Source organism: Nonomuraea sp. NPDC050383 (assembly GCF_044459125.1).
Classification (GTDB): Bacteria; Actinomycetota; Actinomycetes; order Streptosporangiales; family Streptosporangiaceae; genus Nonomuraea.
The window spans coordinates 123,929-148,690 of the sequence record NZ_JBITIP010000015.1; the positions used below are offsets into that span (position 1 = coordinate 123,929).

The 24,762-nt window shown below is 67.6% G+C and carries 24 protein-coding genes and 2 pseudogenes; 7 read left to right on the forward strand and 19 right to left on the reverse strand.

What is annotated here, in order from left to right; all coding sequences use genetic code 11:
- Positions 1–20: 20 nt before the first annotated feature.
- On the reverse strand, positions 21–1,505 hold the full coding sequence (locus ACIBG4_RS31515; protein WP_397204887.1) for an MDR family MFS transporter: 1,485 nt from the start codon (positions 1,503–1,505) through the stop codon (positions 21–23).
- A gap of 436 nt (positions 1,506–1,941) precedes the next feature.
- Here ACIBG4_RS31515 and ACIBG4_RS31520 point away from each other — a divergent pair, with 436 nt between their 5' ends.
- Positions 1,942–3,768, forward strand: coding sequence for a sugar transferase (locus ACIBG4_RS31520; protein WP_397204888.1), 1,827 nt, complete (start codon positions 1,942–1,944; stop codon positions 3,766–3,768).
- Between the two features lie 259 nt (positions 3,769–4,027).
- On the opposite strand, the pseudogene ACIBG4_RS31525 reads toward ACIBG4_RS31520, so the two are convergent.
- Positions 4,028–4,111: pseudogene (locus ACIBG4_RS31525) on the reverse strand (acyl-CoA dehydrogenase family protein); the annotation flags it as partial.
- A gap of 303 nt (positions 4,112–4,414) precedes the next feature.
- Here ACIBG4_RS31525 and ACIBG4_RS31530 point away from each other — a divergent pair.
- Positions 4,415–6,157 (forward strand): hypothetical protein, encoded by a 1,743-nt coding sequence (locus tag ACIBG4_RS31530; RefSeq protein WP_397204889.1) that lies wholly within the window; start codon positions 4,415–4,417, stop codon positions 6,155–6,157.
- Positions 6,158–6,563: 406 nt separating this feature from the next.
- Here ACIBG4_RS31530 and ACIBG4_RS31535 read toward each other — a convergent pair whose 3' ends face one another.
- Both ACIBG4_RS31535 and ACIBG4_RS31540 read right to left on the reverse strand, forming a co-directional pair.
- On the reverse strand, positions 6,564–7,127 hold the full coding sequence (locus tag ACIBG4_RS31535; protein WP_397204890.1) for a hypothetical protein: 564 nt from the start codon (positions 7,125–7,127) through the stop codon (positions 6,564–6,566).
- Between the two features lie 87 nt (positions 7,128–7,214).
- Positions 7,215–7,784, reverse strand: a complete 570-nt coding sequence (locus ACIBG4_RS31540; protein ID WP_397204891.1) for a hypothetical protein — start codon at positions 7,782–7,784, stop codon at positions 7,215–7,217.
- Between the two features lie 153 nt (positions 7,785–7,937).
- On the opposite strand from ACIBG4_RS31540, the pseudogene ACIBG4_RS31545 reads away from it, so the two are divergent.
- From ACIBG4_RS31545 to ACIBG4_RS31555, 3 genes and pseudogenes are all read left to right on the forward strand, one after another.
- A pseudogene (locus tag ACIBG4_RS31545) lies at positions 7,938–8,500 on the forward strand (replication initiator).
- Positions 8,497–8,673, forward strand: coding sequence for a helix-turn-helix transcriptional regulator (locus tag ACIBG4_RS31550; RefSeq protein ID WP_393180957.1), 177 nt, complete (start codon positions 8,497–8,499; stop codon positions 8,671–8,673). Before ACIBG4_RS31545 ends, ACIBG4_RS31550 begins: the two are co-directional and overlap by 4 nt.
- Before the next feature lie 2 nt (positions 8,674–8,675).
- Positions 8,676–9,929: a tyrosine-type recombinase/integrase gene (locus tag ACIBG4_RS31555; protein WP_397204892.1), complete on the forward strand. Its 1,254-nt coding sequence runs from the start codon at positions 8,676–8,678 to the stop codon at positions 9,927–9,929.
- On the opposite strand, the gene ACIBG4_RS31560 is transcribed toward ACIBG4_RS31555, so the two are convergent.
- The 3 genes from ACIBG4_RS31560 to ACIBG4_RS31570 form a co-directional block, all read right to left on the reverse strand.
- Positions 9,926–10,495, reverse strand: coding sequence for an HNH endonuclease signature motif containing protein (locus ACIBG4_RS31560; RefSeq protein ID WP_397204893.1), 570 nt, complete (start codon positions 10,493–10,495; stop codon positions 9,926–9,928). The two genes, ACIBG4_RS31555 and ACIBG4_RS31560, sit on opposite strands and share 4 nt — an antisense overlap.
- Positions 10,479–10,898: an HNH endonuclease signature motif containing protein gene (locus ACIBG4_RS31565; RefSeq protein ID WP_397204894.1), complete on the reverse strand. Its 420-nt coding sequence runs from the start codon at positions 10,896–10,898 to the stop codon at positions 10,479–10,481. Before ACIBG4_RS31565 ends, ACIBG4_RS31560 begins: the two co-directional genes overlap by 17 nt.
- 461 nt (positions 10,899–11,359) lie before the next feature.
- Positions 11,360–12,523 (reverse strand): acyl-CoA dehydrogenase family protein, encoded by a 1,164-nt coding sequence (locus ACIBG4_RS31570; RefSeq protein WP_397204895.1) that lies wholly within the window; start codon positions 12,521–12,523, stop codon positions 11,360–11,362.
- 124 nt (positions 12,524–12,647) lie between these two features.
- Between ACIBG4_RS31570 and ACIBG4_RS31575 the strand changes: the two genes are divergently transcribed.
- Positions 12,648–13,961, forward strand: a complete 1,314-nt coding sequence (locus ACIBG4_RS31575) for a UDP-glucose dehydrogenase family protein (RefSeq protein WP_397204896.1) — start codon at positions 12,648–12,650, stop codon at positions 13,959–13,961.
- Between the two features lie 118 nt (positions 13,962–14,079).
- Here the strand turns inward: ACIBG4_RS31575 and purE are convergent, their stop codons facing one another.
- Genes purE through ACIBG4_RS31590 form a run of 3 tightly spaced genes read right to left on the reverse strand, consistent with a single transcriptional unit; the run spans position 14,080 to position 16,682 of the window.
- Positions 14,080–14,559 carry a 5-(carboxyamino)imidazole ribonucleotide mutase gene (purE, locus tag ACIBG4_RS31580; protein WP_355440098.1) on the reverse strand — a complete coding sequence of 160 codons (480 nt, stop codon included), beginning with the start codon at positions 14,557–14,559 and terminating at the stop codon, positions 14,080–14,082.
- Positions 14,560–14,600: 41 nt separating this feature from the next.
- Positions 14,601–15,749, reverse strand: a complete 1,149-nt coding sequence (locus ACIBG4_RS31585; RefSeq protein WP_397204897.1) for a 5-(carboxyamino)imidazole ribonucleotide synthase — start codon at positions 15,747–15,749, stop codon at positions 14,601–14,603.
- Between the two features lie 45 nt (positions 15,750–15,794).
- On the reverse strand, positions 15,795–16,682 hold the full coding sequence (locus tag ACIBG4_RS31590) for a hypothetical protein (RefSeq protein WP_397204898.1): 888 nt from the start codon (positions 16,680–16,682) through the stop codon (positions 15,795–15,797).
- Between the two features lie 294 nt (positions 16,683–16,976).
- On the opposite strand from ACIBG4_RS31590, the gene ACIBG4_RS31595 reads away from it, so the two are divergent.
- Positions 16,977–17,456, forward strand: a complete 480-nt coding sequence (locus ACIBG4_RS31595) for a GtrA family protein (RefSeq protein WP_355440022.1) — start codon at positions 16,977–16,979, stop codon at positions 17,454–17,456.
- Between the two features lie 29 nt (positions 17,457–17,485).
- On the opposite strand, the gene ACIBG4_RS31600 is transcribed toward ACIBG4_RS31595, so the two are convergent.
- From ACIBG4_RS31600 to ACIBG4_RS31640, 9 genes are all read right to left on the reverse strand, one after another.
- A complete protein-coding gene (locus ACIBG4_RS31600) occupies positions 17,486–18,763 on the reverse strand; it encodes an ATP-binding protein (RefSeq protein ID WP_397204899.1) in 1,278 nt (425 codons plus the stop codon).
- 3 nt (positions 18,764–18,766) lie between these two features.
- Positions 18,767–19,435: a response regulator transcription factor gene (locus ACIBG4_RS31605; RefSeq protein ID WP_043620820.1), complete on the reverse strand. Its 669-nt coding sequence runs from the start codon at positions 19,433–19,435 to the stop codon at positions 18,767–18,769.
- A 329-nt stretch (positions 19,436–19,764) separates the two neighbouring features.
- A complete protein-coding gene (gene bfr / locus ACIBG4_RS31610) occupies positions 19,765–20,244 on the reverse strand; it encodes a bacterioferritin (protein ID WP_397204900.1) in 480 nt (159 codons plus the stop codon).
- A 16-nt stretch (positions 20,245–20,260) separates the two neighbouring features.
- The gene (locus ACIBG4_RS31615; RefSeq protein WP_310708232.1) at positions 20,261–20,437 is read right to left on the reverse strand and encodes a (2Fe-2S)-binding protein; all 177 of its coding nucleotides are present in this window, start codon (positions 20,435–20,437) and stop codon (positions 20,261–20,263) included.
- A gap of 106 nt (positions 20,438–20,543) precedes the next feature.
- A complete protein-coding gene (locus tag ACIBG4_RS31620) occupies positions 20,544–21,164 on the reverse strand; it encodes an MBL fold metallo-hydrolase (protein WP_310708233.1) in 621 nt (206 codons plus the stop codon).
- The gene (locus ACIBG4_RS31625) at positions 21,165–22,250 is read right to left on the reverse strand and encodes an S-(hydroxymethyl)mycothiol dehydrogenase (protein WP_397204901.1); all 1,086 of its coding nucleotides are present in this window, start codon (positions 22,248–22,250) and stop codon (positions 21,165–21,167) included. It abuts the gene before it with no gap.
- A 15-nt stretch (positions 22,251–22,265) separates the two neighbouring features.
- Positions 22,266–23,300, reverse strand: a complete 1,035-nt coding sequence (locus tag ACIBG4_RS31630) for an adenylate/guanylate cyclase domain-containing protein (RefSeq protein WP_397204902.1) — start codon at positions 23,298–23,300, stop codon at positions 22,266–22,268.
- A 47-nt stretch (positions 23,301–23,347) separates the two neighbouring features.
- Positions 23,348–23,860: a PH domain-containing protein gene (locus ACIBG4_RS31635; protein ID WP_310708236.1), complete on the reverse strand. Its 513-nt coding sequence runs from the start codon at positions 23,858–23,860 to the stop codon at positions 23,348–23,350.
- Between the two features lie 58 nt (positions 23,861–23,918).
- Positions 23,919–24,740 carry a biotin--[acetyl-CoA-carboxylase] ligase gene (locus ACIBG4_RS31640; protein ID WP_397204903.1) on the reverse strand — a complete coding sequence of 274 codons (822 nt, stop codon included), beginning with the start codon at positions 24,738–24,740 and terminating at the stop codon, positions 23,919–23,921.
- Positions 24,741–24,762: the final 22 nt, after the last annotated feature.

Sequence of the window (24,762 nt, forward strand, 5' to 3'; positions counted from 1 at the left end):
CTCCATGGACCCATCATGTGTCATCGACCGGGTTCCTCGTGCTCACTGACGCTGTCCGCACGGGCCGGCAGGAGCAGGGCGGTGACGACCACAGCCAAGGACAGCACCGCGCCGATGATGAAAGCCAGCCGCATGCCGTCGAGGTTGGCGAGTGCCTCACTGACGCCTGCGGATCTCAGGGCATCGGCTCGCGCGCTCATCACGGTGATCACGAGCGCGGTGCCGAAGGCCGCGGCGACCTGCTGCAGCGTGCTCAGGATCGAGCTGCCGTGAGAGTAGAGGTGTGAGGGAACCGCTCCGAGCCCGAGCGTGAACACCGGGGTGAACGTCGCGGCCAGACTCACCATCAGCAGCGCGTGCAGGCCGAGGAGCTGCCAGTACGGCATGGTCATCGTGACCTGGGTGAAGCCGGCGAGCGCGAGCGTGATGCCGATCGCGCCGGGGATGACCAGGACCCGGCCACCGAACTGGTCGAACAGGCGGCCGACGGCCGGACCGAGCAGGCCCATCGCGAGGCCGCCCGGCATCACGAGGAGTCCGGTCTCCAGAGGGCTGAGCTCGCGGACGTTCTGCAGGTACAGCGGCAGCATGATCATCGAGCCGAGCATCGCCATGAAGGCCACCGACATCAGGATCAGCGCGACGGTGAAGGTGCGGTGACGCAGGGTACGCAGGTCCATCAGCGGCGCACCGCGCTTCTGCAACGCCAGCTGGCGGACGACGAAGACGGCGATGGCGACCAGACCGGCTGCCACGATCGCGGCGGCAAGACGGACGTCACCGCCCTCGAACCGGCTGAGCCCGTAGACCAGGCCGCCGAAGCCGGCGGCGGCGGTCACCACGCTCAACCAGTCGATGGTGCTGAGCTCGGGCTCTCCGACGTTCTCGAGCTGCTTCAGGCCGCGCCAGGTGATCACGGCGGCGATGGGGAGCACCACGGCGAACAGCAACCGCCAGGACCCGAATTGGAGGATCACCCCTGAGACCGCCGGGCCCATCGCGGGCGCGACCGAGATGGCCAGGGTGACATTGCCCATCACCCGGCCCCGCTCCGCCTCGGGCACCACCTGCATCAGCGTGGTCATCAGCAGCGGCATCATCACCGCCGTCCCGGACGCCTGGATGATGCGGGCGCCCAGCAACACCTCGAACGTCGGCGCGACGGCGGCCAACGCCGTCCCGATCAGGAACAGACCCATCGCGGTGGTGTACGCGCGGCGGGTGGACACCCGCTGCAGGAACCAACCGCTGATCGGGATGACGGCTGCCATGGTCAGCATGAACGCGGTCGAGAGCCACTGCGCGGTCTGCTCGGTGATGTGCAACGCGCCCATGAGCCGCGGGATCGCATTGATCATGATCGTCTCGTTGAGGATGACCACGAAGGTGGCCAGCACCAGCAGCCGAACCACGGCCGGGGTGCGACCTGGAACGGCGGTCGCTGATGTGGCGGGTGAGTCGAGCTGTGGGCTGGACACGGCACCTCGATCGGGATCGTCGGACATGACGTGATCATGGCTGGCGTCCCAGCCGTGGGTCTCACGAGAAGTAGTGGTCATCAGCAAAGACTGACCTGCACCACCGACAAAACTCATCGCTCATGCCCAGCATCCCGGCGTGCGATGCGAAATTCCACCCGGTTTTCACCGGTGGACAACGATCTGAAGACCATGAGAAGGAGCGCCCGCCGAGCCCGCCGACTCGGCGCAGGAGGGGAGCGACCAGGAGCGTCTCAGGCGCCGGTAGCGGGACGAGCGGCCGCACACTCCGCCGGGATGGCTGATCGGTTAGAGTTGCCCGACCGCCTGCTGCGAATCATGGGGTTGAAGAGACATCGCCGCCGACGATCTGTCCCTTGCGGGGGCAGCGCAGTTCGACCCGGAGATCTGCGTCAGCGCGGGGAGAGGCGTCCGGGAGGTCGCCGACGATCTGGCCCGGGGCGTGGACACGTTCTGCCGGGCGATGGATGAGCGGCCCTTCGGTCAGGACGATCTGGGCCGGGCGCTGTTCGAGGGCCATCCCGAGGCGGACAGGCCGGGGTTCGCCCGGCTACGTGACGACCTGCTGAACGACCTCGTCCTGGCGGTGAACCTGTTACGCGGGATGGCGGCCGGGTTGGTCGTCGCCGGCGACACGTACGCCGCGGCCGAGGCGGCCAACCTCGGGATTCCGTACGCGCGGCGGTGCCCGGGATGGCTGACGGATCCTGAGGAGTACAAGCCTGAGCTGGGCCCGAGCGGCCTGCCGACGACCACGCCACCACCTGGCTTGGTGCGCCAGGCGATCTGGTTCCTCGAATCTGTGGGCTTCGGCTCCGCGTGGCCGGATGCCGATCTCGACGGTGTGGCGCGGCTCCGCGATGCCGCGACGGCGCTGGGACGCGTGGTCGGCGACGTTCAGGAGCAGATCGCCGGGCAGGCCGGGCGCGTGACCAGGGCCGGGTTCGGGCCGGCCACGGCCGCGTTCGGGCGGGTCGCGCGAGTGGTGCACGGCGAGAAGGGGCCGCTGGCGGACCTGCGGCGGCGGTGCGAGCATCTCGCCTACTGCGGCCAGATCGCCTATGACGCGATCGTCAAGGCCAGACGGCACTTCGTGGCATCCGCGGCGTTCGTGGTGACACTGATGCTCCTCGCGAGGCTGCTGGCCCCCCGGCTCGGCCCGCTCCTCGACGTTGTGGTGCGAAGGCTTCTCCGAGCGGAGGGCTTGGCACTGCGGATCATCTTGCTGGTCATCCGGCAGGCCGCGCTGGGTGCGATGTACTCCGGCGGACTGAGCGCGATCGATCAGTTGTTCGCCACCGGCGACGTCGATGCGGCGGAGCTGGTTCGGGACATGTTCCACGGAGCGCTCGCCGGCGGGTTGATGGCCGGTGCGCACGCCGCGCTGCCCGTGCTCCTGCGCCGAGGCGGACCCGCGCTCACCGGCCTGGCCGAGGCCATGGAGTCGGCCACCTGGGAGCGGGCATTCTCCCGGATCATGACCGGCGGGGCGGTGAGCACAACCGTGCTGGCGACCGCGGGATGGGCCAGCGGTGCCGGTTGGAACTGGAAGCACGCCGCCGAGATGGGATTCGGCATGGCCGTTCTCAGCACCGGCGCGGCACTCGCCTCCCGGACCTGGGCCGCTCCCAGCTATGCGAGCCTGAGGGGCAGAGCCTGGAAGCAGAGCCCGGCCAAGCGGTGGCATGACGTCAAGTGGGCCTCGGCGATTCTCCTCGTAACCGCTCCCGCGGTCGCCGTCTTCGCGCTCGCGAAGTTCGCCGAGGACAGACGGAACCCCTTCTTCCTGCAGAAACGAGTCGGCCAGTTCGGCCGCGAGTTCGACCTCGCCAAGGGCCGTTCGATGAGCACGACCGACGGCAAGGACAGCAGTCTCGGCTCGTCGGATTCGCGGCGCACGAGGGTCGGCGAACTCTGGGCGAGAACCAGTCTCGACGAGTTCGTCCAACTCGCCTACAACGTCCTCTACAAGAGTGACATGTCAGTCATCAACGACCGGCCGCTCCTGAGTTCCACCAGACAGGAGACGATAGAGGCCCTCGGCCCCACCTTGGGACCTCGTTGGAACGAGGCGGATCTGGCCGGAAAACCCGGGCTGTTCGGCCCGTTCCCCAACAAGATCGTCGAGCTCGGCCTCAAGCCCAAGACAGAGGCGTTCGACCTTCAACGAGGCTACGCAGGCATCTGGCACGACAGAACCGCGAGCCTGCATTCGGACCGGGATATCCTCTGGGAGTTCATCTCCACTTACGTGAAGCGCATTTCCTGACTCGATCTTCCGCATGCCTCGATGACTTCTATAGGCATATCTGAGCACCTCTCATGGCCATCACCTCGCCCGCCGTGCCTCGGGGCATCGGGTTCCTGGGCCTGCGCGTCGTTAGTCGTTGTGGCCCACGGGCGGCGCAGCGGGTTGTGGGCCGGGGGTTCGGGGGGCCGCGCCCCCCGACGTGACTGCCCGAGCCCCCGGCGCGCGAAGCGCGTGAAGGCGAGGACCGCGCCTCTCGCGCCCGTGACACCCGAACGAGCTACTTCAGCAACTGCCGGGCCATCACCATGCGCTGGATCTGGTTCGTCCCCTCGTAGATCTGGGTGATCTCCGCTGTGCTCATGGGCGACCCGGGCTAACTCCTCGGTCTAGTCGCTGAGCTGGGCGTACAACTCTGGGCACCTGTCATAGTTTCTCGCTGGCTTACAAACTCTCACGGAACAGCCACGGAACAAGATCGCGACCCTTGGCACGTACACCGCCCCTGCTTGATCGACTGAGCGGTGACTTCAGGTAACCAAACCGGTGGACCGGCGCGATGTCTTTCTCGTCTCGGTAAACGCCGCCAATGCCATCGCGGCGCCGGGGTATCGCCATGCAATGCGTTCACTCTTCGCGACGAGGTGACTGCCCTACAGTGTCGGCTATGACACGTGTGCCATGGGCAGCCCTAAGCGGCAACGACGTGGAAGACCTGGCTGCCCTCCTCCTCTTCAGCGACTCCCCTGTGGGCGCCCAACGCGTCACGCCCTCACAGGGGGATGGCGGCATGGACGTCAGGATCTGGACCCCGGAGGGCTGGGACGTCTACCAGATCAAGAAGTTCTATGAGGCCCTGAATGCTGGCCAGAAGAGTCAGGTGCTGCACTCCTTCGCCTCGTTCCGCGCTGAGGTAGCCAGCACTGAGATGAAGGTTAGACGCTGGACAGTCCTCATACCGTGGGATCCAACCCGTGAACAGCGGGCATGGTTCGAGCAAGCGACTGCCAACGACATGTTCCCAACCGCTTGGGAGGGGCTGACTCGTCTCGAAGTCCTGGCGTCACGTCATCCGGCCGCGGTCGATTACTTCGTCGGCAACGGTAAGGAACGTGCGTTTGCCCTGATCGAACAGGCGATGCGCATTGGTTCTTCGCTGCCTGACGCCGCCTCAGGTAGGTCTCTTGCTTCTGCGGCTCTAGCGAAAGTAACTGCGATCGAGGATCTTCTTGAGAAGACTGACCCGTTCTATCGCTACACCATCACTGCCGAGCCAGCACCGGATCTCAGCGACAGACAGGCAAACTTGGTCCAGCCGGCCGGATTTGCGTACGCCAAGTACCACTTCATCGATACCGCACGTTGCGTAGTCATACGCGCCTTTCCCCGTACAGAGGGCATGGCTCAGCTCCGGCCGATTCGGGCGCACTTCCACCTGCAACCGCAAGAAGGGTCGCCAGCAGCCGAGGCGGTCCGCGAGTTCTGGGAGTACGGGACCAGGCTGGAGGACATCCCCGGCACCGTGACCATACTCGACGATCCCACCGGTCTGGCTGACGAAGGGCCGGGGCTGATCTCTTTCATTGCGGGCGTGGATACCGAACTGCCTGATCTTGAAGTCCGTCTCTTGGATCGAGGTGGCAATGCGCTGCATCGCATCCCTCTCCTCAACCCGGCTCGATCGGCAGGCCAGGCCGAAGGAGGGTATAGCCTCACGGCTCAAGATCCAGCTGGATCCTTCACGGTGGTGGTCAAGGTTAACCTGTTAACTGGCCGCTACGGCTTCCACCTCGCGCTCAACGACCTCACTGGGAAGACGCCTATACAAGTGCTGCCGGCACTGCGGTTCATCCGAGATCTCGTTCCCGGCAACGCCACCGTGCTCGCCGTGCAAGGCGCTGGCGAAGTAGGGAATCGAGTCTTCGTGACCGACGACGTTTCCCCGATCACCCTGCGTGCCGCCGACCTTATGGAGTTGGCAAAAGCGCTGCTCATCTTCCAGCAGTACACCATGATGCGGGTCACGTTCCCGCCTCTCGCTGACCTCACCCGTGAGCACATGCAACGCATAGGAACTGTGGCTGACCTATTGCTTGGCCAGGTCTATTCATCGGATTGGACCAGCATCTCAATAACGGCAGCGGGAGCACGCTTAATAGATTCAGCCGAGCCCGCCGCGAACGGCGCCATCGTCCAAACTCGGCCTCTTGTGGTGGACCTGGGAAATTACACCATCGAGTTCGATATTGACGAGCAATTCATCTTCCAACGGCCGACGTGCCCCATCCCTGCTGAACAGCTACAGACCCTGCCTGATAACCAAATCGTTAAGCTTGTACCAAGCGATGGCGGAAAGCTGATCCACAGGTTGCCAGTGGAACACTTGCCACAAATGGTTGATATTGACTGAGGCGGTGGCCTTCTCTACACGCTCAGGAATATTTCTATCCTGTTCCAGGGTTTGCCTTCCTGCCATTGCGAAGGGGCACTGTAAGTCGCCCCAGAGTAGGCAGATCAGGTGGTCGCAGGAGAACTTCTATTTACAAGGGCAGGGCAGACAGCACGTCGCCGGCCCTCACCCGGAGCTGACCAGCAGATCTAGACGGTCGCCGTGCGGTTAGGCGAGTCGGCGTTGCTGTACTGGTTGCTGTATAGCAGACCTCAGCCCTTGGGCTCGGTGGCAAGGGCCGACGAAGTCGGTCCGCGGCAGCCGATCGCCCCAGCCACAACGACGAGTGCCGAAGTGAGCGATCGTCACGGCCTGGAACAGTGACAGCGAAGCAACTACATGCCCTGAAAGGGCCGGGCCTTCCAAGTCACGAGCCTGATCTACGCACATCGGTGCCGCCATCGTAGACCCTTGCAATCAGCCGATTAAGCTCTCGGTCAGTATCATCTCGCTGTAGACACTTGTCACGGAACGGCGGGTACTGGAAGAGCAGCCACATCGCATGCCCTTTGGAAAGCCCTGGTTCCATACAGCGACAAGCAACCCGAAACACTTGCGCAGATCGATCGTTGGCTGGTTCGTCATTAAGACACTCTCGAAGCTCCGGATAGGCAGCAAGGTCGAATGAAATTGCAGTGACGGAATCCATCTGCGTTGCGCAGTCAGCCTCCCTTGGCTGAATGCCCTGTTTGAGTTGATCGATTCTTCGCAGTGTTTCGGCCCGTTCTAGCTCGCCACCTGGAGACGGGACGGGAAGCCAGACAATACCTCGCTGATCACAAAGCCTTTGCACCAGAATCTCGGCTCGCTTTGTTTCCAGCGGCCGCACCACCTTCCCCGACTCAGTGACCCAGTAGATAGCACGCCTCCTGGGCTGATAATATTCCCATTGCCAAACCAACAGTTCGAGAGTTGCCAGATAGTCGAGCATCTCCCCCAAGTGCTCTTGGCGCGCTATGCGGTACGGCGCTCTAGCCATCCTGACTCTCCAATTCAGCCTTGATCAATGCCTCTGCCGTTAAGGACCTATCTGACTGGAACGCAATTTATTGCGCTTCACTTCAGCGATGATTTCATCGGGCGTCTTCGCTGCCGTAAAGATCGATTGATGCTCTTGAGTAAGCGCTTCAAACAGCTCTCTAACCGCCCCTCTCGTAACATCTAACGCACGCTTCTTCACATCGGGCTCAGAGGCCACAAGAAGGAGTTCGATCATAGAAAGTTCCCATTCGCTCAGAATAGAACTCACCGCAACTTCTTGTCCGGTGTAAACTCCACGATTCGGGCTCCACGCAAAAAATGCACTCAACGCAGATGAGACTGCGACAATTACACTTACGCTCGCAAGCAATGGCGTGTTGTCCTGAGTCTGCGGATAGATGAACAAAAGGGGAAGCGTAACCCCGAGCACGATCTCGATTCCCCCGAACAGCCGAAACCATACTGTAGAATACTTAGCAAGCCATCTAGATCTCTTTTGATGATGAACAAGTAGTCTAGCTATGACCTGGCTACACTCAGGAAAATTCTTGTCGATCTCCTCATCCCAGATCGATTTCTTGCGCTTCTTCCGCAGCCTTAGGGACATGGGACTCCAGGAGAGGTGTAGCGGAAAGCCCTAGATTACGCGACAACGTTGAAGATCACAGCCGGAGTTGCTCAGCTGAGTAGGTTGATACCTCATGGTGCCTAAAGCCACCTAGGGCTCCTGATCAGCCTGCGACGTGCCGACGTACTGACCATGGCCATCCAGCACGCGACCAAGGCCGTCTCCGCCAAAGCCCCCGCCTACGCCGACCGGCCCGAACACGTCCTGCGCTGGGGCGACCAGCTCGACATCCGCCCCATCACCCTCGACGGCGACCTCACCGACCAGGCCGTCGCCGGCTACATCGCCAAGTACGCCACCAAAGCGGCCGAATGCGTCGGCACCCTCGACCGCCGCATCAACCCCCTCGACGACCTGACCCTGTACAACCTCCGCGACCACGCCCGCCGCCTCATCGCCACCTGCATGCGTCTCGGCAGCGAACCCGACCTGGCCGAACTCCGTCTCGCCGACTGGCCCACATGCTCGGCTTCCGCGGCCACTTCTCCACCCGCTCCCGCCGCTACTCCACCACCCTCGGCGAACTCCGAGCAGCCAGAGAACACCACGCCCGCGACACCGACATCACCACCGGCCGCCTACCGCTCTTCGACGAAGACACCGTCCTCGTGATCAGCGAATGGGAGTACGCCGGCAAGGGCCACTCCCTCGGCGACCAACTCCTCATCGCCGCCATCACCGGAGGGTGCATATGAGCACCCTCACCAAGCTCTGGACCGTGGAGGACGTAGCCACCTTCCTCGGCGTCCCGGTCGCGACGCTCTACCAATGGCGCCACCACCGCACCGGCCCTAAAGGCCGGAAGATCGGCCGGCACCTGCGCTACGTGCCCGAGGACGTCATGTCCTGGGTCCAGGACCAGGAGTAGCCATGGCCTTCGTGAAAGACCTGTGGACCAAGACAGTCCGGGACCAGGACGGCAAGCCACGAAAGGTCAAGACCGCACGCCATGGCACGGGCAAGCGCTGGCTCGCCGTCTGGGTGGACCCCGACGGTAAGGAATGCTCGACCGCCTACGCCCGCAAGGCCGACGCCGAGCGCAAGATCGCGACCATGGGCGCCGATGTCGCCCGTGGCAACTACATAGACCCAAACGCCGGCAAGGTGCTCTTCGGCGATTTCGCAGAACGCTGGCTTGCATCCCGCCTCGTAGACCCATCAACCAAGATCCGATACGAGTACGTTCACCGCCTCCACGTCGCGCCGACCTTCGCCAAGCGCCAGGTGAAGAGCATCAAGCCGTCACAGATCCAGGCGTGGATCAGCGGTCTAAGCAGCCGTTTCGAGACCTCGACCGTACAGACGGCCTTTCTGGTTCTTCAGGGCATCCTCGACCTGGCGGTGGCCGACGAGGCGATCAAGCGCAGCCCCGCCAAGTCACCGATCGTCCAGGTGCCGAAGCGGACCACCGAAGAGATCACAGCGTGGTCGGATGAACGAGTTCACGCCCTGATCGACGCTCACCCCGCCCTCTTCCGTCTCCTGCCCATGCTCGGGGCCGCGTGTGGGCTTCGTCAGGGCGAGTTGTTCGGCCTGGCCCTCGAAGACATCGACTTCAAGGAGCGCGTCCTCCGCGTACGGCGGCAAATTAAGAAGCTCGGGCCCGACCACGTCTTCGCTCTACCGAAGAACGACCGTGAGCGGATCGTGCCGTTGCCTGACTGGGCGGCCGGGGCCGTCAGGCGGCACGTCTCGCCCTATCCCCCGCTGGCCTGCTCCCTGCCGTGGGAGAGGGTGGACGGCAAGCTCCGTACACACAACTTGCTGTTCCGCTGGACGGACGACCGGTTCATCAAGGCCAGGAGCTACAGCGAAACCGTCTGGAAGCCCGCTCTCGTGGTAGCAGGCGTGATCCCGGCACCGGACAAGGACACACGCCGGCGAAGCCGCTACGCCACCTCCCGCAAGGAGGGACTGCACCAGCTCCGCCACTACTACGCCAGTGTCATGCTGGCCGGCGGCGTCTCGGTCAAGGAACTTGCCGAATACCTCGGACACGCTGACCCAGGCTTCACCCTCCGTGTCTACGCCCACATGATGCCCGGCTCCCACGACCGCGCTCGCAAGGCCATCGATGACCGCATGCCTCGTCCTCATGCTCAAGGTCAGGGTGACCTCGATTAGGCGTCGTCACGCGGAAGCGTCTCCGTCGCCAGCTGTAAGCCAATCGCCTGAGCCTGCGCCATCAATACCGCATAACGCTCCAAAAGCGCATCTCGCTGCGAACGTAGATGCTTGCGCTGGAGACTCTCGGCCGTGTTCTGAAGCGCCGTCGCAAGCTGAAGGTGATCAGGGTTTACACAGGCTCGGCGGGCACAGGTGTGATGAAGCTGCACCCCTTCCGGGATTGACCCTTTGGCTCGCTCGTAAGCGAATCTGTGAGCGAGTTGCCGCAGTGTTCGGCCATCTTCGTCCCAAGTCCACATGCCATATCGTTCTTCGGCAGGGAGCTTAGGATCCGGCAACTTCGCACCATCCCATAACTGGCACCCGTCCGGCCCCGGCTTCACCTTCTTCCAAAATCGCTCCTCCACGTTTCCCGTGTCCACATGATGACGCACGACAAGCGGGTCGCCGTTCTTCTGAAAGCGATACAGGTGCTTCTTACAGTAGCCATGGCCTGCATGCTTCCCTTCACACCCAGAGACAACACACCTGCGGGTCTCACGGTCCTTAGGCCATCGAGGCATCCCCTACCGCCCCCTTTCGCGAACTAGCCTCGTTGAGTGCCGCTTCGAGCGACGCGATCGCAACCTTGAGCGCCGCAATCTCTCGCTGAAGGCTGATCCGCTCTTTCATCTCCAAGTGGTTCGCAACAGCGTCCACCGCCTGAAGATGCTCAGGATTGGAGCAGAGCCTTAGCCCGCACGTGTGGTGGACGACGCGGCCCTCAGGAAGAGCCCCGTAGGCCCACCGGTAAGCAACATGGTGCGCATATTCCGTCGTCTGCCTACCGTCGAGTGTCACGCCCAACTTCGGATACGGACACCCCTTAGGCGCCTCGGGCCACAGCCAGTGCCCATCTGGGGTTGGGACGACCTTCGCAAGCCATCGTTCCTCCACAGTCCCTCGCACGACCTTCCTCGCCGCCACTGGTTCACCGGTGCGTTGAAGATTGGCGTAGTGGACACTGCAGTAGCCCTTGGCTTGATGGGGACGGTCACAGCCCTCAACCTCACAGCCGACACGCCCATGGATCTGTACTCGTTCGATCTCCCCGTTCCGGTACGCCCGACTTAGACATGGATTGCATCGTCCACGAGCCCTTTGCGGTCGATCACAGCCGGGTTCTTCACAGATCCGGTCCCTCGCACGTCCGGCCAACCTGTCATCTCCTCCCGAGGATCTCGGATCAAGATACGGATGGCCACCGACAAAAGCAGCGGCGAGGAAGGCGGACCCACGGCGAAGGCCCAGACCTCAGAAGCGGTCCAGGCGGCAAACCAGCTGCTGCCACGGAACGAGGACGGAACAGTGATCCTCTGAGAGCCATCTCTAAACACGAGAAACCCCGCCTACCCGATACGGAAGGCGGCGTTTCTGCATGTCAGGGACTACTTGAGGAGCTGCCTGGCCATCACCATGCGCTGGATCTGGTTGGTGCCCTCGTAGATCTGGGTGATCTTGGCGTCGCGCATCATGCGTTCCACCGGGAAGTCCTTCGTGTACCCGTACCCGCCCAGCAGCTGCACCGCGTCCGTGGTGATCTCCATGGCGGCGTCCGAGGCGGCGCACTTGGCGGCGCTCGACAGGAACGTGAGGTCCTTCTGCGGTCGGCCGTGCATGGCGAGCTCCGACTTGGCCGCCGCGTGGTAGGTGAGCTGCCGCGCCGCCTCCAGTTTCATGGCCATGTCGGCCAGCATGAACTGCACGCCCTGGAAGTCGGCGACCGCGCGGCCGAACTGCTTGCGCTCCTTGACGTACCCGATCGCGAAGTCCAGCGCCCCCTGGGCGATGCCGAGGGCCTGGGCGGCGATGGTGACGCGGGTGTGGTCGAGCGTGGCCAGGGCGGTCTTGAAGCCTGAGCCGGGGTCGCCGATCATGCGGGAGGCGGGGATGCGGACGTTGTCCATGATGACCTGGCGGGTCGGCGACGCCTTGATGCCGAGCTTGCGCTCCTTCGGCCCGAAGGAGACGCCCTCGTCCGACTTTTCCACGACGAACGCGGAGATGCCGCGCGCCCCGGCCGACGGGTCCGTGACGGCCATGACCGTGTAGTACTCCGACACACCGGCGTTGGTGATCCACATCTTGGTGCCGTTGAGGACGTAGTGGTCGCCGTCGAGCACGGCGCGGGTCTTCATGGCCGCCGCGTCCGAGCCGGCCTCGGGCTCCGACAGGGCGTACGAGAACATCGCGTCCCCCCGCGCGACCGGCGCGAGGTAGTGGGCCTTGAGCTCCTCGGAGGCCGACAGGAGCAGCGGCACGGTGCCGAGCTTGTTGACGGCCGGGATGAGCGAGGACGAGGCGCAGGCGCGCGCCACCTCCTCGATGACGATGACCGTGGCGAGCGCGTCCGCCCCCGCGCCGCCGTACTGCTCGGGGACGTGGACGGCGTGCAGGTCCGCCGCGACGAGGGCCTTGTAGACGTCCCAGGGGAACTCGCCGGCCTCGTCAGCCGCGGCGGCTTGAGGGGCGATCTTCTCGTCGGCGAGGGCCCGGACCGTCTCCCTGAGCATGTCGTGCTCTTCGGCGGGCGCGTAGAGAGGGAAGCTCATACCCAGATACTAGGATGTCCGACCAGTTTGTTACTAGTCAGTACGGTTTGTGAAATGGCACAGGTGGCACAGAACGAGATAACGCGGGCCGGTAACATGCCTGGCGATCGAAAGGAGCTCACACGTGCCATATCGCCTCACGGTGATCGGGACCGGATACCTGGGCATCACCCATGCGGCCTGCATGGCGGACCTCGGATTCGACGTCCTGGGCCTCGACATCGACGCCGACAAGATCAATCGGCTCAACAGCGGTGAGCTGCCGATCCACGAGCCCGGCCTGGAATCCGTCCTGCGCCGCGGCCTCGACTCGGGCCGTCTGCGCTTCACCACCTCGTACGAGGAGGTGGCCGAGTTCGGGGACGTCCACTTCATCTGCGTCGGAACTCCCCAGAAACACGGCGAGTATGCGGCCGACGTCTCCTACATGGACGCCGCCGTGGACTCCCTCGCCCCGCACCTGAACCGCGAGTGCCTGGTCGTCGGCAAGTCCACCGTGCCCGTCGGCACCGCCGGGCGGCTGGCCGACAGGCTGGCCCGGCTCGCCCCGGCGGGTGTCCTGGCGGAGCTGGCCTGGAACCCCGAGTTCCTGCGCGAGGGCTACGCCGTCGAGGACACGCTCAAGCCGGACCGCATCGTCATCGGTGTCCGCTCCGAGCGCGCCGAGAAGATGCTGCGGGAGGTGTACGAGCCGCTGGGCGAGGTGCCCATGGTCGTCACCGACTTCGCGACCGCCGAGCTGGTCAAGACCGCCGCCAACGCCTTCCTCGCCACGAAGATCTCCTTCATCAACGCCATGGCCGAGGTCTGCGAGGCCGCCCACGCCGACGTCAAGCAGCTCTCCGAGGCGCTGTCGTACGACGACCGCATCGGCGGCCGGTTCCTCAACGCCGGGCTCGGCTTCGGCGGCGGCTGCCTGCCCAAGGACATCCGGGCGTTCATGGCCCGGGCCGGCGAGCTGGGCGCCGACCAGGCGCTGACGTTCCTCCGCGAGGTGGACGCGATCAACATGCGCCGCCGCGCCCGCATGGTGGACCTGGCCCGCGAGCTGGCGGGCGGCTCGTTCCACGGCTGCACGGTCGGCGTCCTGGGCGCCGCCTTCAAGCCGAACTCCGACGACATCCGCGACTCCCCCGCGCTCGACGTGGCGGTCACGATCGGCCACCAGGGCGGCCGGGTCACGGTGTACGACCCGATCGCGCTGGGCAACGCCCGCAAGGCGCACCCGGAGCTCAAGTACGGCGAGTCGGCCCTGGAGGCGGTCCGCGGCGCCCACGTGGTGCTGCTGCTGACCGAGTGGCAGGAGTTCGTGGAGCTGGACCCGGAGGAGCTGGGCGCCGCCGTGGCGACCCGCCGGATCGTCGACGGCCGCAACGCGCTCAACGCGGAGGCGTGGCGCTCCGCCGGCTGGCACTACCGCGCCCTCGGCCGCCCCTAGCCCAGGAGAAGTCGCTCCCGGCCCACGAGAAGTCGCTCCCCGCCCACGAGAAGCCGCTCCCGGCCCGCAAGAAGCACCGGAGGTCCCCACGTACGAGCAGGGGCCTCCGGAGGTGAGGTCAGCGGAGCTCCGCCGCCTCCTGGCGGAGCTTCTCGCCCTTGGCGTAAGCCTGCTCCTTCAGCCTGCCCTGGAACTCCTCCATGCGCCGCCGGAGCTCCGGGTCCGAGGCCCCCAGGATGCGTACGGCCAGCAGCCCCGCGTTGCGCGCCCCGCCGACGGCGACCGTCGCCACCGGCACCCCGGCGGGCATCTGCACGATCGACAGCAGCGAGTCCATCCCGTCGAGGTACTTCAGCGGCACCGGCACCCCGATCACCGGCAGCGGCGTCACCGAGGCGAGCATGCCGGGCAGGTGGGCCGCGCCGCCCGCCCCGGCGATGATGACCTTGAGCCCGCGCCCGGCCGCCTGCCGGCCGTAGTCGATCATCTCGGCCGGCATCCGGTGCGCGGACACCACGTCGGCCTCGAACGGCACGCCGAACTCGGCCACGGCCTCGGCCGCCGCCCGCATGACGGGCCAGTCGGAGTCACTGCCCATGACGATGCCGATGGTGCCGGCAGTGCCGACCGTGCCGATGGTCACGTGTACTCCCCCGTGGTCAGGTAGACGGCGGCGTGCCGGGCGCGGGCGCGGACCTCGTCGAGGTCGTCGCCCAGCGCGGTCACGTGGCCGATCTTGCGGCCGGGCCGGACCTGCTTGCCGTAGAAGTGCACCTTGACGCCCGGGTCGTGGGCCATCACGTGCTCGTACCGCTTGAACAGGTCGGGGTCGTCGCCGCCGAGCAGGTTGGCCATGACGACGACCGGCGCGGTCGTGGCCGGCGAGCCGAGCGGCAGGTCGAGCACGGCCCGCAGGTGCTGCTCGAACTGGGACGTGCGCGCGCCCTCGATGGTCCAGTGGCCGCTGTTGTGGGGGCGCATGGCCAGCTCGTTGACCACCAGCCCGTCCCCCGAGTCGAACAGCTCCACGGCTAGCAGCCCGGTCACGTCCAGCTCCTGGGCGATGCGCAGCGCGATGTTCTGCGCCTGCGCGGCCCGCTCCGGGTCCAGGCCGGGCGCGGGGGCGAGCACCTCGACGCAGATGCCGTCCTGCTGGACGGTCTCCACGACGGGGTAGCTGACGCCCTGGCCGTGCGGCGAGCGGGCCACGAGGACGGCCAGCTCCCGCTGGAACGGCACGAACGCCTCGGCCATCAGCGGCACGCCGCCGGCGAACGCCTCGGCGGCGTCCTCGGCCGAGCGGCACACCCACACGCCCCGGCCGTCGTAGCCGCCTCTGACCGCCTTGAGCACCACCGGCCAGCTGTGCTCCCCGGCGAAGCGGGTGACGTCCTCGACATCGGAGACACGGGCCCAGGCGGGGCAGGGCGCGCCGATGGCGGTCAGCCGCTCCCGCATGACGGCCTTGTCCTGCGCGTGGACGAGCGCGTCGGCGCCGGGGTGGACGGTGACGCCGTCGGCGGCGAGCGCCCTGATGTGCTCGGTCGGCACGTGCTCGTGGTCGAAGGTGATCGCGTCGCAGCCCTTGGCGAAGTCGCGCAGGTCGGACAGGTCGCGGTAGTCGCCGATCCGCGTGTCGACGATCACCCGGGCGGCGCTCTCGTCGGCCGAGTTGGCCAGCACCCGCAGCTCCACTCCGAGCGCGATGGCGGGCTGCTGGGTCATCCGGGCGAGCTGGCCGGCGCCGACCACGCCGACGACCGGGCCGATGGGGCGGTAGGAACTCACGTGTCGTGAGCTTACCCGGCCTTTCCAAGCTCGGCCCGGCCCGGGTCAGCCCGCCGGGCCGCGGCGCACGCCGACGGTCGTGAGGCCGTCGGCGGCGGTGAGCACGCTGGCCAGCTCCACCAGCTCCGTCCCCTCCGGCGACAGCCCCTTCAGAGGGTGCCTGAGCGCCGCCCTCCCGGCCTTGGGCCGCTGCCGATAGGTGAGCCGTACGACGTCGAAGACCAGCATGGACTCGGCCGACAGCGCGACGGCGCGCGGCGGGCCCTCGACCAGCTCGACGTCGATGGCCAGCCGGTCCGGCCTGACCTGGGCGGGCCGGCTGACGATCTCGTCCAGCAGCCCGCGCACGGGGTCGCCGGAGGGGAAGCGCACGCCGTTCACGCCGGCCGGGTCGGTCAGGTACGTGAGGTGGCGCTGCGACACGAGCCGCGCCTCGGTGGCCAGGTCCGGCCCGGCCGTGACGCCGGCGTCGCCGGGACGGACGGGCTTGCCGCGCGCGGGGATCGGGCCCGCGCCGAGCCGCCAGCGACCGTCCTCGAACACGAACACGAAGTACGCGGGCGACGGCTTCCTCGCCAGCGCCGCGAACCAGCCCCCTTCCTCCGGCAGGAAGAACTCCGGCTCGCTGTAGAGAGCTGGGCGGCCGTTCCGGGTGCCCTTGCAGGCACGGCCGCCCAGCGGCTTCTCGGCCCACGTGGTGAGCCCGGCGACGGCGGCGCAGTCACGCCGTTTCCACGCCTCGTCGAGCTCGGTGAGCACACCGAACGCCGGCTCGGCCGTGGACGGGTCCACCCGCGGCGGCGGGGACTCCTGGGCCGGGAGCGGCTGCTGCTCGGCCGCCACGGTGCCACCGGTGTCGGCGGGGGCCGTACCCGCGCATCCCGCCGCGCATACGGACAGAACGGCGAGCAGCACGAGCGGTCGTAACGGCACGGTGGGGTCCCGAAGGTCATGGCCGTGGGAACGGCGGTCCGTCTGAGCCCGACACCGGCGCGCGTGGCCCGCCGGCGGTCTGCCTCCGCAGCGTAATACTCATGATCTGCATTTGTCCGGGCATAAGCCGATTTTCAGGGGGGTGTTGGTAGGGGTCCCGATCTTCACCGCTCCGGCCCGTGCGTGGGGCCACGGCCAGTACGCTGGTGTGGTCAGCCCGGCCGTGGGCAAGTTGTCACATACGCGGACACCAGGCGGTCAGGACGCGGAGCAGGAGAGGACCGAGCCGGAGACGTGGATTTCATCAGGGTCCTTTACCAGCGGTTCTCGTCCTTGCTGCACGAGCTGACCAAGTTCGGGCTGATCGGCATCGCGGCGTTCGTCATCGACACGGGGATCTACAACGCCCTTCTCGTCCTTGACTGGGGGCCGATGACGTCCAAGGTGCTGGCCACGGCCATCTCGGCCACCTTCGCGTACGCGGGCAACCGGTTCTGGACGTTCCGCCACCGGGAGCAGAGCGGCCTGCGCCGCGAGTACTTCCTGTTCTTCCTGCTCAACGGCATCGCGCTGCTGTTCGGTGTGCTGGTGATCGGCTTCACCAAGTACACCCTGCACCTGCACGACCTGTTCAGCCTCAACGTCGCCAACATCGTCGGCGTCGGGCTCGGCACGCTGTTCCGCTACTGGTCGTACAAGCGGTGGGTGTTCCTGGAGGCCACCGACCCGATCCCGGCCGAGCTGCCCGACACCGAGGTCCGCCAGGAGCGCTGACGCCAGGCACGGTCAGGCAGGAGGCACGGTCAGGCGGGCCCGCTGACCACCCGCGTCCGGTTGTTCTCCTCCACCGGCCGCAGGAAGATCGCGAACGTCGCCGGGCGGCGGCGCACCAGCTCCAGCCGGCCCCCGTCGGCGGCGGCCAGCGCGCGGGCCAGCGTCAGGCCGAGACCCGTGCCGCCTCCCCCGCTCACGTTCCGCTCGAAGACCTTGGGCGCGATGTCATCGGCGATGCCGGGCCCCTCGTCGGCCACCTCGATCACGATGTAGCTGTCACCCTGCGTGGTCGTGACGACGACGGTGCCCCCGCCGTGACGCAGTGAGTTCTCCAGCAGGGTGGCGATGACCTGCCCGAAGCCGCCGGTGGTGGCCAGCGCCTTGAGCCCGCGGGTGCCCTCCAGCAGCAGCGTGCGGTCGCAGCCGCGGAACACCGGCTCCCACTCGGTGATCTGCTGGATCAGCACCTCGTCGATGGAGACGGGCTCCGCCTGGGCGTGCCGCTGGCGGCGGGCCGCGGCGAGCAGCTCGTCGATGACGGCCGTGAGCCGTTCGGCCTGGACGATGGCGGCCTCGCCCTCCTCACGGACCACCGTGGGCTGGTCGGAGGCGGCGACGATCTCCTCCAGGCGCATGGTCAGCCCCGTCAGCGGGGTGCGCAGCTGGTGGGAGGCGTCGGTGGCGAACTCCCGCTCCCGGGTGAGCAGGTCCGAGATGCGGGTGGCACTGCGGTCGAGCACCTCCGCGACCTGGTCGAGCTCGGGTATGCCGTAGCGGTGTCTGCTCGGCCGGGCGTCGCCGGAGCCGAGCCGCTCGGCTATCTTCGCCAGGTCCAGCAGCGGCAGCGTCAACCGGCGAGACTGCACGATGGCCAGGCCGACGGCCACGGCCAGAGCCGCGACGGCGAGGGCCACGATCAGCAGCAGGCGCGCCCGGACATCCTGCTCGACCTGGTCCCGGTCGCGGCTCACCCGCACATAGATGCCGTTCTCGGACTGGGCGTCCTCGGCCATCTGGTGGCCCGGCGGCGATGCCGTGCCGACGATGGTCGCCTTGGGAGGGTTCGCTCGTTCGTAGATCTGGATGTAGCGGCCGGGATACTTCTGTTCGAGCTGCTGAGGGTCCAGCGGCGTCTCCTGGATGCGGGAGTACTCCACCTCCCCCACCAGTCGCGTCGCCTCCGCCCTGAGCTCCTGGGCCGCCTCGTCCACGATCAGGCGGCTGACCACGATGCCCAGGGGGACCCCCAGCAGCAGGACCGCGATGACCGCGACGACCAGAGTGGAAGTGAGCAGGCGGCGGCGCATCGCCTACTCGCGTTCGAAGCGGAAGCCGACTCCCCGGACGGTGGTGATGTAGCGGGGCTTCGCCGCGTCGTCGCCGAGCTTGCGGCGCAGCCACGAGATGTGCATGTCGAGCGTCTTGGTCGAGCCCCACCAGTTGGTGTCCCACACCTCGCGCATGATCTGCTCGCGGGTGACCACCTTGCCGGCGTCGCGGACCAGCACGCGCAGCAGGTCGAACTCCTTGGTCGTCAGATGCAGCTCCTTCTCCCCCATCCAGGCGCGGCGGGAGTCCGCGTCGATGCGCACGCCCTGGACCACCGGAGTCTCGGACGTGCCTCGGCGCAGCAGCGCGCGCACCCGGGCGAGCAGTTCGGCCAGGCGGAACGGCTTGGTGACGTAGTCGTCGGCGCCGGCGTCGAGGCCGACGACCGTGTCGACCTCGTCGACGCGGGCGGTGAGTATGAGAACCGGAGTGCCGTGTCCTTCGGCGCGGATCCGGCGGGCGACCTCCAGCCCGTCCATCTCTGGCAGGCCGAGGTCAAGAACGATCAGGTCGATGCCCCCCGACAGAGCCCTTTCCAGGGCCTGCGGGCCGTCGGGGCTCACCTCAACCTGATAGCCCTCACGGCGAAGCGCGCGCGCGAGCGGCTCGGAAATCGAGGTGTCATCCTCGGCGAGAAGTACGCAGGTCATGAAGCGATCGTAGGACCTTAAGCGATCGTTTCCCGGGCACAGCGCACGGTTTGACTTGTCGTTGACCTATCCATTGACCTGGGCAAACGCTGATAAATATCGGTTAGCCGGGCTTAAATTACCGCGATTAGCGGCCGGGACGGCGAATGAGCGCGTCCAGCGGCGCGAAATGCCGTACCGCGCCGGGCGTGTCGCACTCGGGCGTGTCGTTCATAAAATCCGTCCGGGAATGTACGGCCGTGTCCTGTGCCTCCGGCGGCGCGCACCCCGCCCGGAGACGGCGACGCCCGCCGGAGGGGGCCCCGGCGGGCGTGTCGCGCGAACGGACGTCAGACGGACGACGGCTCCGTGTAGCGGGCGAGGTAGAGCTGCTCGCCCAGGCTGTGGATGAGCGCCAGCTCCGTCTCCAGGTAGTCGATGTGGTGCTCCTCGTCGGCCAGGATCTCCTCGAAGATGCGGGCCGAGGTGACATCACCCTTCTCGCGCATGAGCTGGATGGCCGGGCGCAGCCGCTGCACCACCGACAGCTCGATCTCCAGGTCGGCCTTGAGCTGCTCCTCGACGGTCTGCCCGATGTGCAGCGTGCCGAGCCGCTGGTAATTGGGCAGCCCTTCGAGGAAGAGGATGCGGTCCGTCAGGCGCTCGGCGTGCCGCATCTCCTCGAACGACTCGTCGCGGGTGTGCTTGGCCAGCTTCGTGTAGCCCCAGTTCTCCTGCATCTTGGCGTGCAAAAAGTACTGGTTGATGGCGGTCAGCTCCGCCGTCAGCTGCTCGTTGAGCAACTCGATGATCTGCTTGTCGCCCTGCATGTACGGGCCCCTCGTGCTATGCGGTCGTCAGTTCCTCAGACCGTTTCAGCATCGCACAGATTTTCCGGACACAAGAGGCACAGTCCCCACCGGCACCAGTGGTGTCGCGCACCTGCCGGGCGCTGCGCGCGCCGGCGGCGATGCAGTCGTGCACCTCGTTCTCGGTCACGGCACGACAGACGCACACGTACATGCGGGGGAAGCCTCACTCTCTGGACGGTCCGTAGGTTAGGCATGCCTAATGTAACCCAGTTTGGTAAGGCTTGCCTACGTTACCTCCGCCACACCGAGGTAAGGGTTCAGTGTCCTCTGGCCAGCCATTCCTCCAGGTGGGGGGCCTCGGCGCGGATGGAGGTGGACTCGCCGTGGCCGGTGTGGACGACGGTCTCGGGCGGCAGCGTCAGCAGCCGGTCGCGGATCGAGGCGATGATCGTGTCGAACGAGGAGTAGGACCGGCCGGTCGCGCCGGGGCCGCCCTTGAACAGGGTGTCGCCGCTGAACAGCACGCCCAGGTCGGGCGCGTGCAGGCACACCGCGCCCGGGGAGTGGCCGGGGGTGTGCAGCACCTCCAGCGTGACGCCGCCGGCCTCCAGCTTCTCGCCGTCGGCCAGCGGCTCGTACGGCACCGCGTCGCCGTACACCTGCTCCCAGAGCACCTGGTCGGCGGGGTGCAGCCGGATCGGCGCGCCGGTCAGCTCGGCCAGCTCGCGGGCGGCGTTGATGTGGTCGTTGTGCGCGTGCGTGCAGACGATGGCGGTGACGGTGCGCCCGCCGACGCGCTCGGCGATGGCGCGGGCGTCGTGGGCGGCGTCGATGACGAGCACCCGGCGCGCGTCGCCGGCCAGCCAGACGTTGTTGTCGACGTCCCAGGTACCGCCGTCGAGCGTGAACGTCCCCGAAGTGATGACCTTGTCGAGCATTTAGAGGACCACCACCGATCGCAGCACCTCGCCGCGGCCCATCTTGGCGAACGCCTCCTCGACCTCGTCGAGCGCGATGGTCTCGGTGACGAACTTGTCGAGCGGCAGCCGGCCCTGCAGGTAGAGGTCGATGAGCATGGGGAAGTCGCGGCTCGGCAGGCAGTCGCCGTACCAGGAGGACTTCAGCGCCCCGCCGCGGCCGAAGACGTCGAGCAGCGGCAGCTCCAGCGTCATCTCCGGGGTGGGCACCCCGACGAGCACGACCGTGCCGGCCAGGTCGCGGGCGTAGAAGGCCTGCTTGTACGTCTCGGGCCGGCCGACCGCCTCGATGACCACGTCGGCCCCGAACCCGCCCGTGAGGTCGCGCACGGCCTCGACCGGGTCGCTCTCGCGGGAGTTGACCGTGTGGGTGGCCCCGAAGTCGCGGGCCCAGCCCAGCTTGCGGTCGTCCACGTCGATGGCGATGATCTTCGACGCGCCGGCCAGCGAGGCGCCCAGGACGGCCGCCCCGCCGACCCCGCCGCATCCGATGACCGCGACCGAGTCGCCGCGCGTGACGCCGCCGGTGTTGATCGCGGCGCCGAGCCCCGCCATGACGCCGCAGCCCAGCAGGCCGGCGACGGCCGCCGGCGCTTCGGGCGAGACCTTGGTGCACTGGCCCGCCGCCACGAGGGTCTTGCCGAGGAACGCGCCGATGCCGAGCGCGGGCGACAGCTCGGTGCCGTCCTCCAGCGTCATCTTCTGGGTGGCGTTGTGGGTGGCGAAGCAGTACCACGGCCGGCCGCGCAGGCAGGCGCGGCACTGGCCGCACACCGCCCGCCAGTTGAGGATGACGAAGTCGCCCGGCTCGATCCCGGTCACGCCCTCGCCGACGGCCTCCACGACGCCCGCCGCCTCGTGGCCGAGCAGGAACGGGAAGTCGTCGCTGATGCCGCCCTCCCGGTAGTGGAGGTCGGTGTGGCACACCCCGCACGCCTGCACGGCGACGACGGCCTCCCCCGGCCCGGGATCGGGCACGATCACGTTCTCGACGGAGACTTCCCGGCCTTTACCTCGGGCGATGACGCCCCGCACTTCGTACGGCATGGCAGCCATCCTGCGTCAGGAGGATGATCGCCGCAAGAGATGGGGGCGCACCACGCCGAGACCCCGGGCGGTCCTGCGCCGCATGCCGCGCACCTCGAACCCCGGCTCGCCCGCCAGTCCCTCGGCCAGGCCGGAGTCGACGACGACCGTGCCGGGCCTGGCGATGGCGGTGAGGCGGGCCGCCAGGTTGACCGTGGTGCCGTAGACGTCGCCCATCATCGGCACCACCGGCCCGTACGCCATCCCGATGCGCAGCTCGGCCGTGCCGGCCAGGTCGAGCGCGATGGCGGCGGCCCGCGCCGGGGTGGGGGCGGTGAAGAGCACCTCGTCGCCGAGGGTCTTGACCAGCCGGGCGCCGTGGGCGGCCACGATGTCGGCCGCCCGCGCCTCGAACCCCTCCACCAGGTCGGCCAGCTCCCGCTCGTCCAGCTCCCTGGCCCGCCTGGTGAACGCCACGAGGTCGGCGAACCCCACGGCCATCGCCACCCGGCCCGGCGCGGCCTCGGGCGTCGCCACGCGGCCCGGTGCGGTCTCGGAGCGCGGGTCGGGTGTGGTCTCGGGGCGCAGGTCGGCCATGGCCAGCAGGCGCGTGCCCGCGGCGGCGAGCTGGGCCCGCCAGACGTGCACCAGGAGGTGCTCGAAGTCGGGCAGCAGCGCGCGGGCCGTGTCGAACACGCGCGCCACGTCGTCGTCGGACGGCTCGCCCTCCGCGGGCAGCAGGTGGCCGATGATGATCTCGGCCTGCCACTGGGCCAGCCGGGCCGTGGTCTGGCCGAGGGCACGGGCCATGCGGACGACCGTGGGCTCGTCCAGCAGGCCGCGGTCGAGCATCGTCCGCACCCGCGTCAGGGCGGCCACGTCGGCCTCGGAGAACGCGACGGCGTCGTCGGCGTGGGTGGGGAAGCCCAGGGCGCGCCAGACCCGCTCGGCCAGCTCCTGGGGCACCCCGGCGCCGGCCGCCACCTCGGTGCGGGTGCGGCTGGCGGGCGCACCGGCCAGCAGCAGGCCGATCTCCTCAGCTGTGGGCCTGCGCGGCCCCTCCCGGCTCAACGGCCCTCCTCGCTCAACGGCCCTCCTCGCTCAACCGCCCTCCCGGCTCAACGGCCGTCGAGCTCGCCGTCGGTGGCGTCCTCCAGGAGCCGGAACAGGTCGGCCCGGACGTCCTGGAGGTGGGGGATGTCGCGGAGCACGATCTGGCCGCGGTCGCCCGCCGACTCCACGGTGAGCGTGCCGCAGCCGAGCAGCCGCTCGACGAACGTCTGGTCGGAGCTGACGGTGTTGACCTTGGCCATCGGGATCTCGTCGGTCGACTTGTTGAGCACCCCGGAGCTGATCGTGAAGCGGTGGGTGGTGAGCACGTAGCCGGTGTTCTTCCACTGGAGGTAGGGGACGAACGACCAGACGGTCAGCAGGACGAGGGCGACGGCGCAGACGGCGATCCTGGCGTAGGAGGCGTACTCCCAGTCGCCCGGGACGAAGTACACCGCCGCGCCCGAGGCCGCGGCGATGAGCACGAGCGCGGCGACGGGGCCGACGAGGCGCTTCCAGTGGGGGTGGAAGGACCTGACGCGGCGCTCACCCTGGGTGAGGTGATGGTCCGGGATGGTCATGCGCACATGCTGCCACCTACCGGGACGCGCGGCTACGCCCGTGGACGTAGGGGGGCCGTCACGCGGACGGGCGTAGGTGGACGACATCGCCGGCGCTGAGCGTGTGCTGCTCGCCGCCGGCGGTGAGCTGGAGGCGGCCGGCCTCGTCGACGCCGGTGGCGCGGCCCGTCAGGAAGCGGCCGCCGGGCAGCTCCACCCGCACCTCACGCCCGATGGTGGCGCTGGAGGCCTGGTAGGCGGCGCGCAGCCCGGCCATGTCGGCGTCGCCGCCGGCCTCGGCCCAGTCGGCGTAGTGGCTCTCGACCTCGCGCAGCACGGCCCGCAACAACGGGTCGCGGTCGAGGCAGGCGGCCTCCTGGATGGCCAGCGACGTGGCGGTCTGCACGGGCAGCTCGTCGGCCCGCAGCGACACGTTGAGGCCCATGCCGACGACCACCGCGTCCTCCACGCGCTCGGCCAGCACCCCGGCCAGCTTGCGGTCGCCGACGAGCAGGTCGTTCGGCCACTTGAGGCGCACGTCCACCTCGGCCAGCCGGCGCACGGCCGAGGCGGCGGCCACCCCGAACAGCAGCGGCAGCCAGCCGTGCGTGGTGGCCGGCGGCGCCGGCCTGAGCAGCACGGACACGGCCAGGCCGGAACGGGCGGGAGCGGTCCAGGTGCGGCCGAGCCGGCCCCGGCCCGCCACCTGCTCCTCGGCGACCAGCACCGTGCCCTCCACGGCGCCCTCCCGGGCCTGGCCGGCGAGGTCGGCGTTGGTGGAGCCGGTGCTCTCGACCACGGTCACGCCCGTCCACAGGCCGCCCGGCCGGACGAGGGCGCGGTTGAGCGCCGCCTCGGAGAGGGGCGGGCGGTTGAGGTCGGAGTAGCGCGAGTCGGGCACCTGTCCATCTTGGCTGACGCGC

Excerpts from the sequence above, each read along its gene's own strand:
- ACIBG4_RS31615 (WP_310708232.1), bottom strand. The coding sequence starts at position 20,437 with ATGTACGTGTGCGTCTGTCGTGCCGTGACCGAGAACGAGGTGCACGAC.
- ACIBG4_RS31570 (WP_397204895.1), bottom strand. The coding sequence starts at position 12,523 with ATGAGCTTCCCTCTCTACGCGCCCGCCGAAGAGCACGACATGCTCAGG.
- ACIBG4_RS31530 (WP_397204889.1), top strand. The coding sequence starts at position 4,415 with ATGACACGTGTGCCATGGGCAGCCCTAAGCGGCAACGACGTGGAAGAC.
- purE (WP_355440098.1), bottom strand. The coding sequence starts at position 14,559 with ATGGGCAGTGACTCCGACTGGCCCGTCATGCGGGCGGCGGCCGAGGCC.
- ACIBG4_RS31635 (WP_310708236.1), bottom strand. The coding sequence starts at position 23,860 with ATGACCATCCCGGACCATCACCTCACCCAGGGTGAGCGCCGCGTCAGG.
- ACIBG4_RS31555 (WP_397204892.1), top strand. The coding sequence starts at position 8,676 with ATGGCCTTCGTGAAAGACCTGTGGACCAAGACAGTCCGGGACCAGGAC.
- ACIBG4_RS31620 (WP_310708233.1), bottom strand. The coding sequence starts at position 21,164 with ATGCTCGACAAGGTCATCACTTCGGGGACGTTCACGCTCGACGGCGGT.
- ACIBG4_RS31535 (WP_397204890.1), bottom strand. The coding sequence starts at position 7,127 with ATGCTCGACTATCTGGCAACTCTCGAACTGTTGGTTTGGCAATGGGAA.
- ACIBG4_RS31560 (WP_397204893.1), bottom strand. The coding sequence starts at position 10,495 with ATGCCTCGATGGCCTAAGGACCGTGAGACCCGCAGGTGTGTTGTCTCT.
- ACIBG4_RS31600 (WP_397204899.1), bottom strand. The coding sequence starts at position 18,763 with ATGCGCCGCCGCCTGCTCACTTCCACTCTGGTCGTCGCGGTCATCGCG.
- ACIBG4_RS31625 (WP_397204901.1), bottom strand. The coding sequence starts at position 22,250 with ATGCCGTACGAAGTGCGGGGCGTCATCGCCCGAGGTAAAGGCCGGGAA.
- ACIBG4_RS31540 (WP_397204891.1), bottom strand. The coding sequence starts at position 7,784 with ATGTCCCTAAGGCTGCGGAAGAAGCGCAAGAAATCGATCTGGGATGAG.
- ACIBG4_RS31605 (WP_043620820.1), bottom strand. The coding sequence starts at position 19,435 with ATGACCTGCGTACTTCTCGCCGAGGATGACACCTCGATTTCCGAGCCG.
- ACIBG4_RS31515 (WP_397204887.1), bottom strand. The coding sequence starts at position 1,505 with ATGTCCGACGATCCCGATCGAGGTGCCGTGTCCAGCCCACAGCTCGAC.
- ACIBG4_RS31550 (WP_393180957.1), top strand. The coding sequence starts at position 8,497 with ATGAGCACCCTCACCAAGCTCTGGACCGTGGAGGACGTAGCCACCTTC.
- bfr (WP_397204900.1), bottom strand. The coding sequence starts at position 20,244 with ATGCAGGGCGACAAGCAGATCATCGAGTTGCTCAACGAGCAGCTGACG.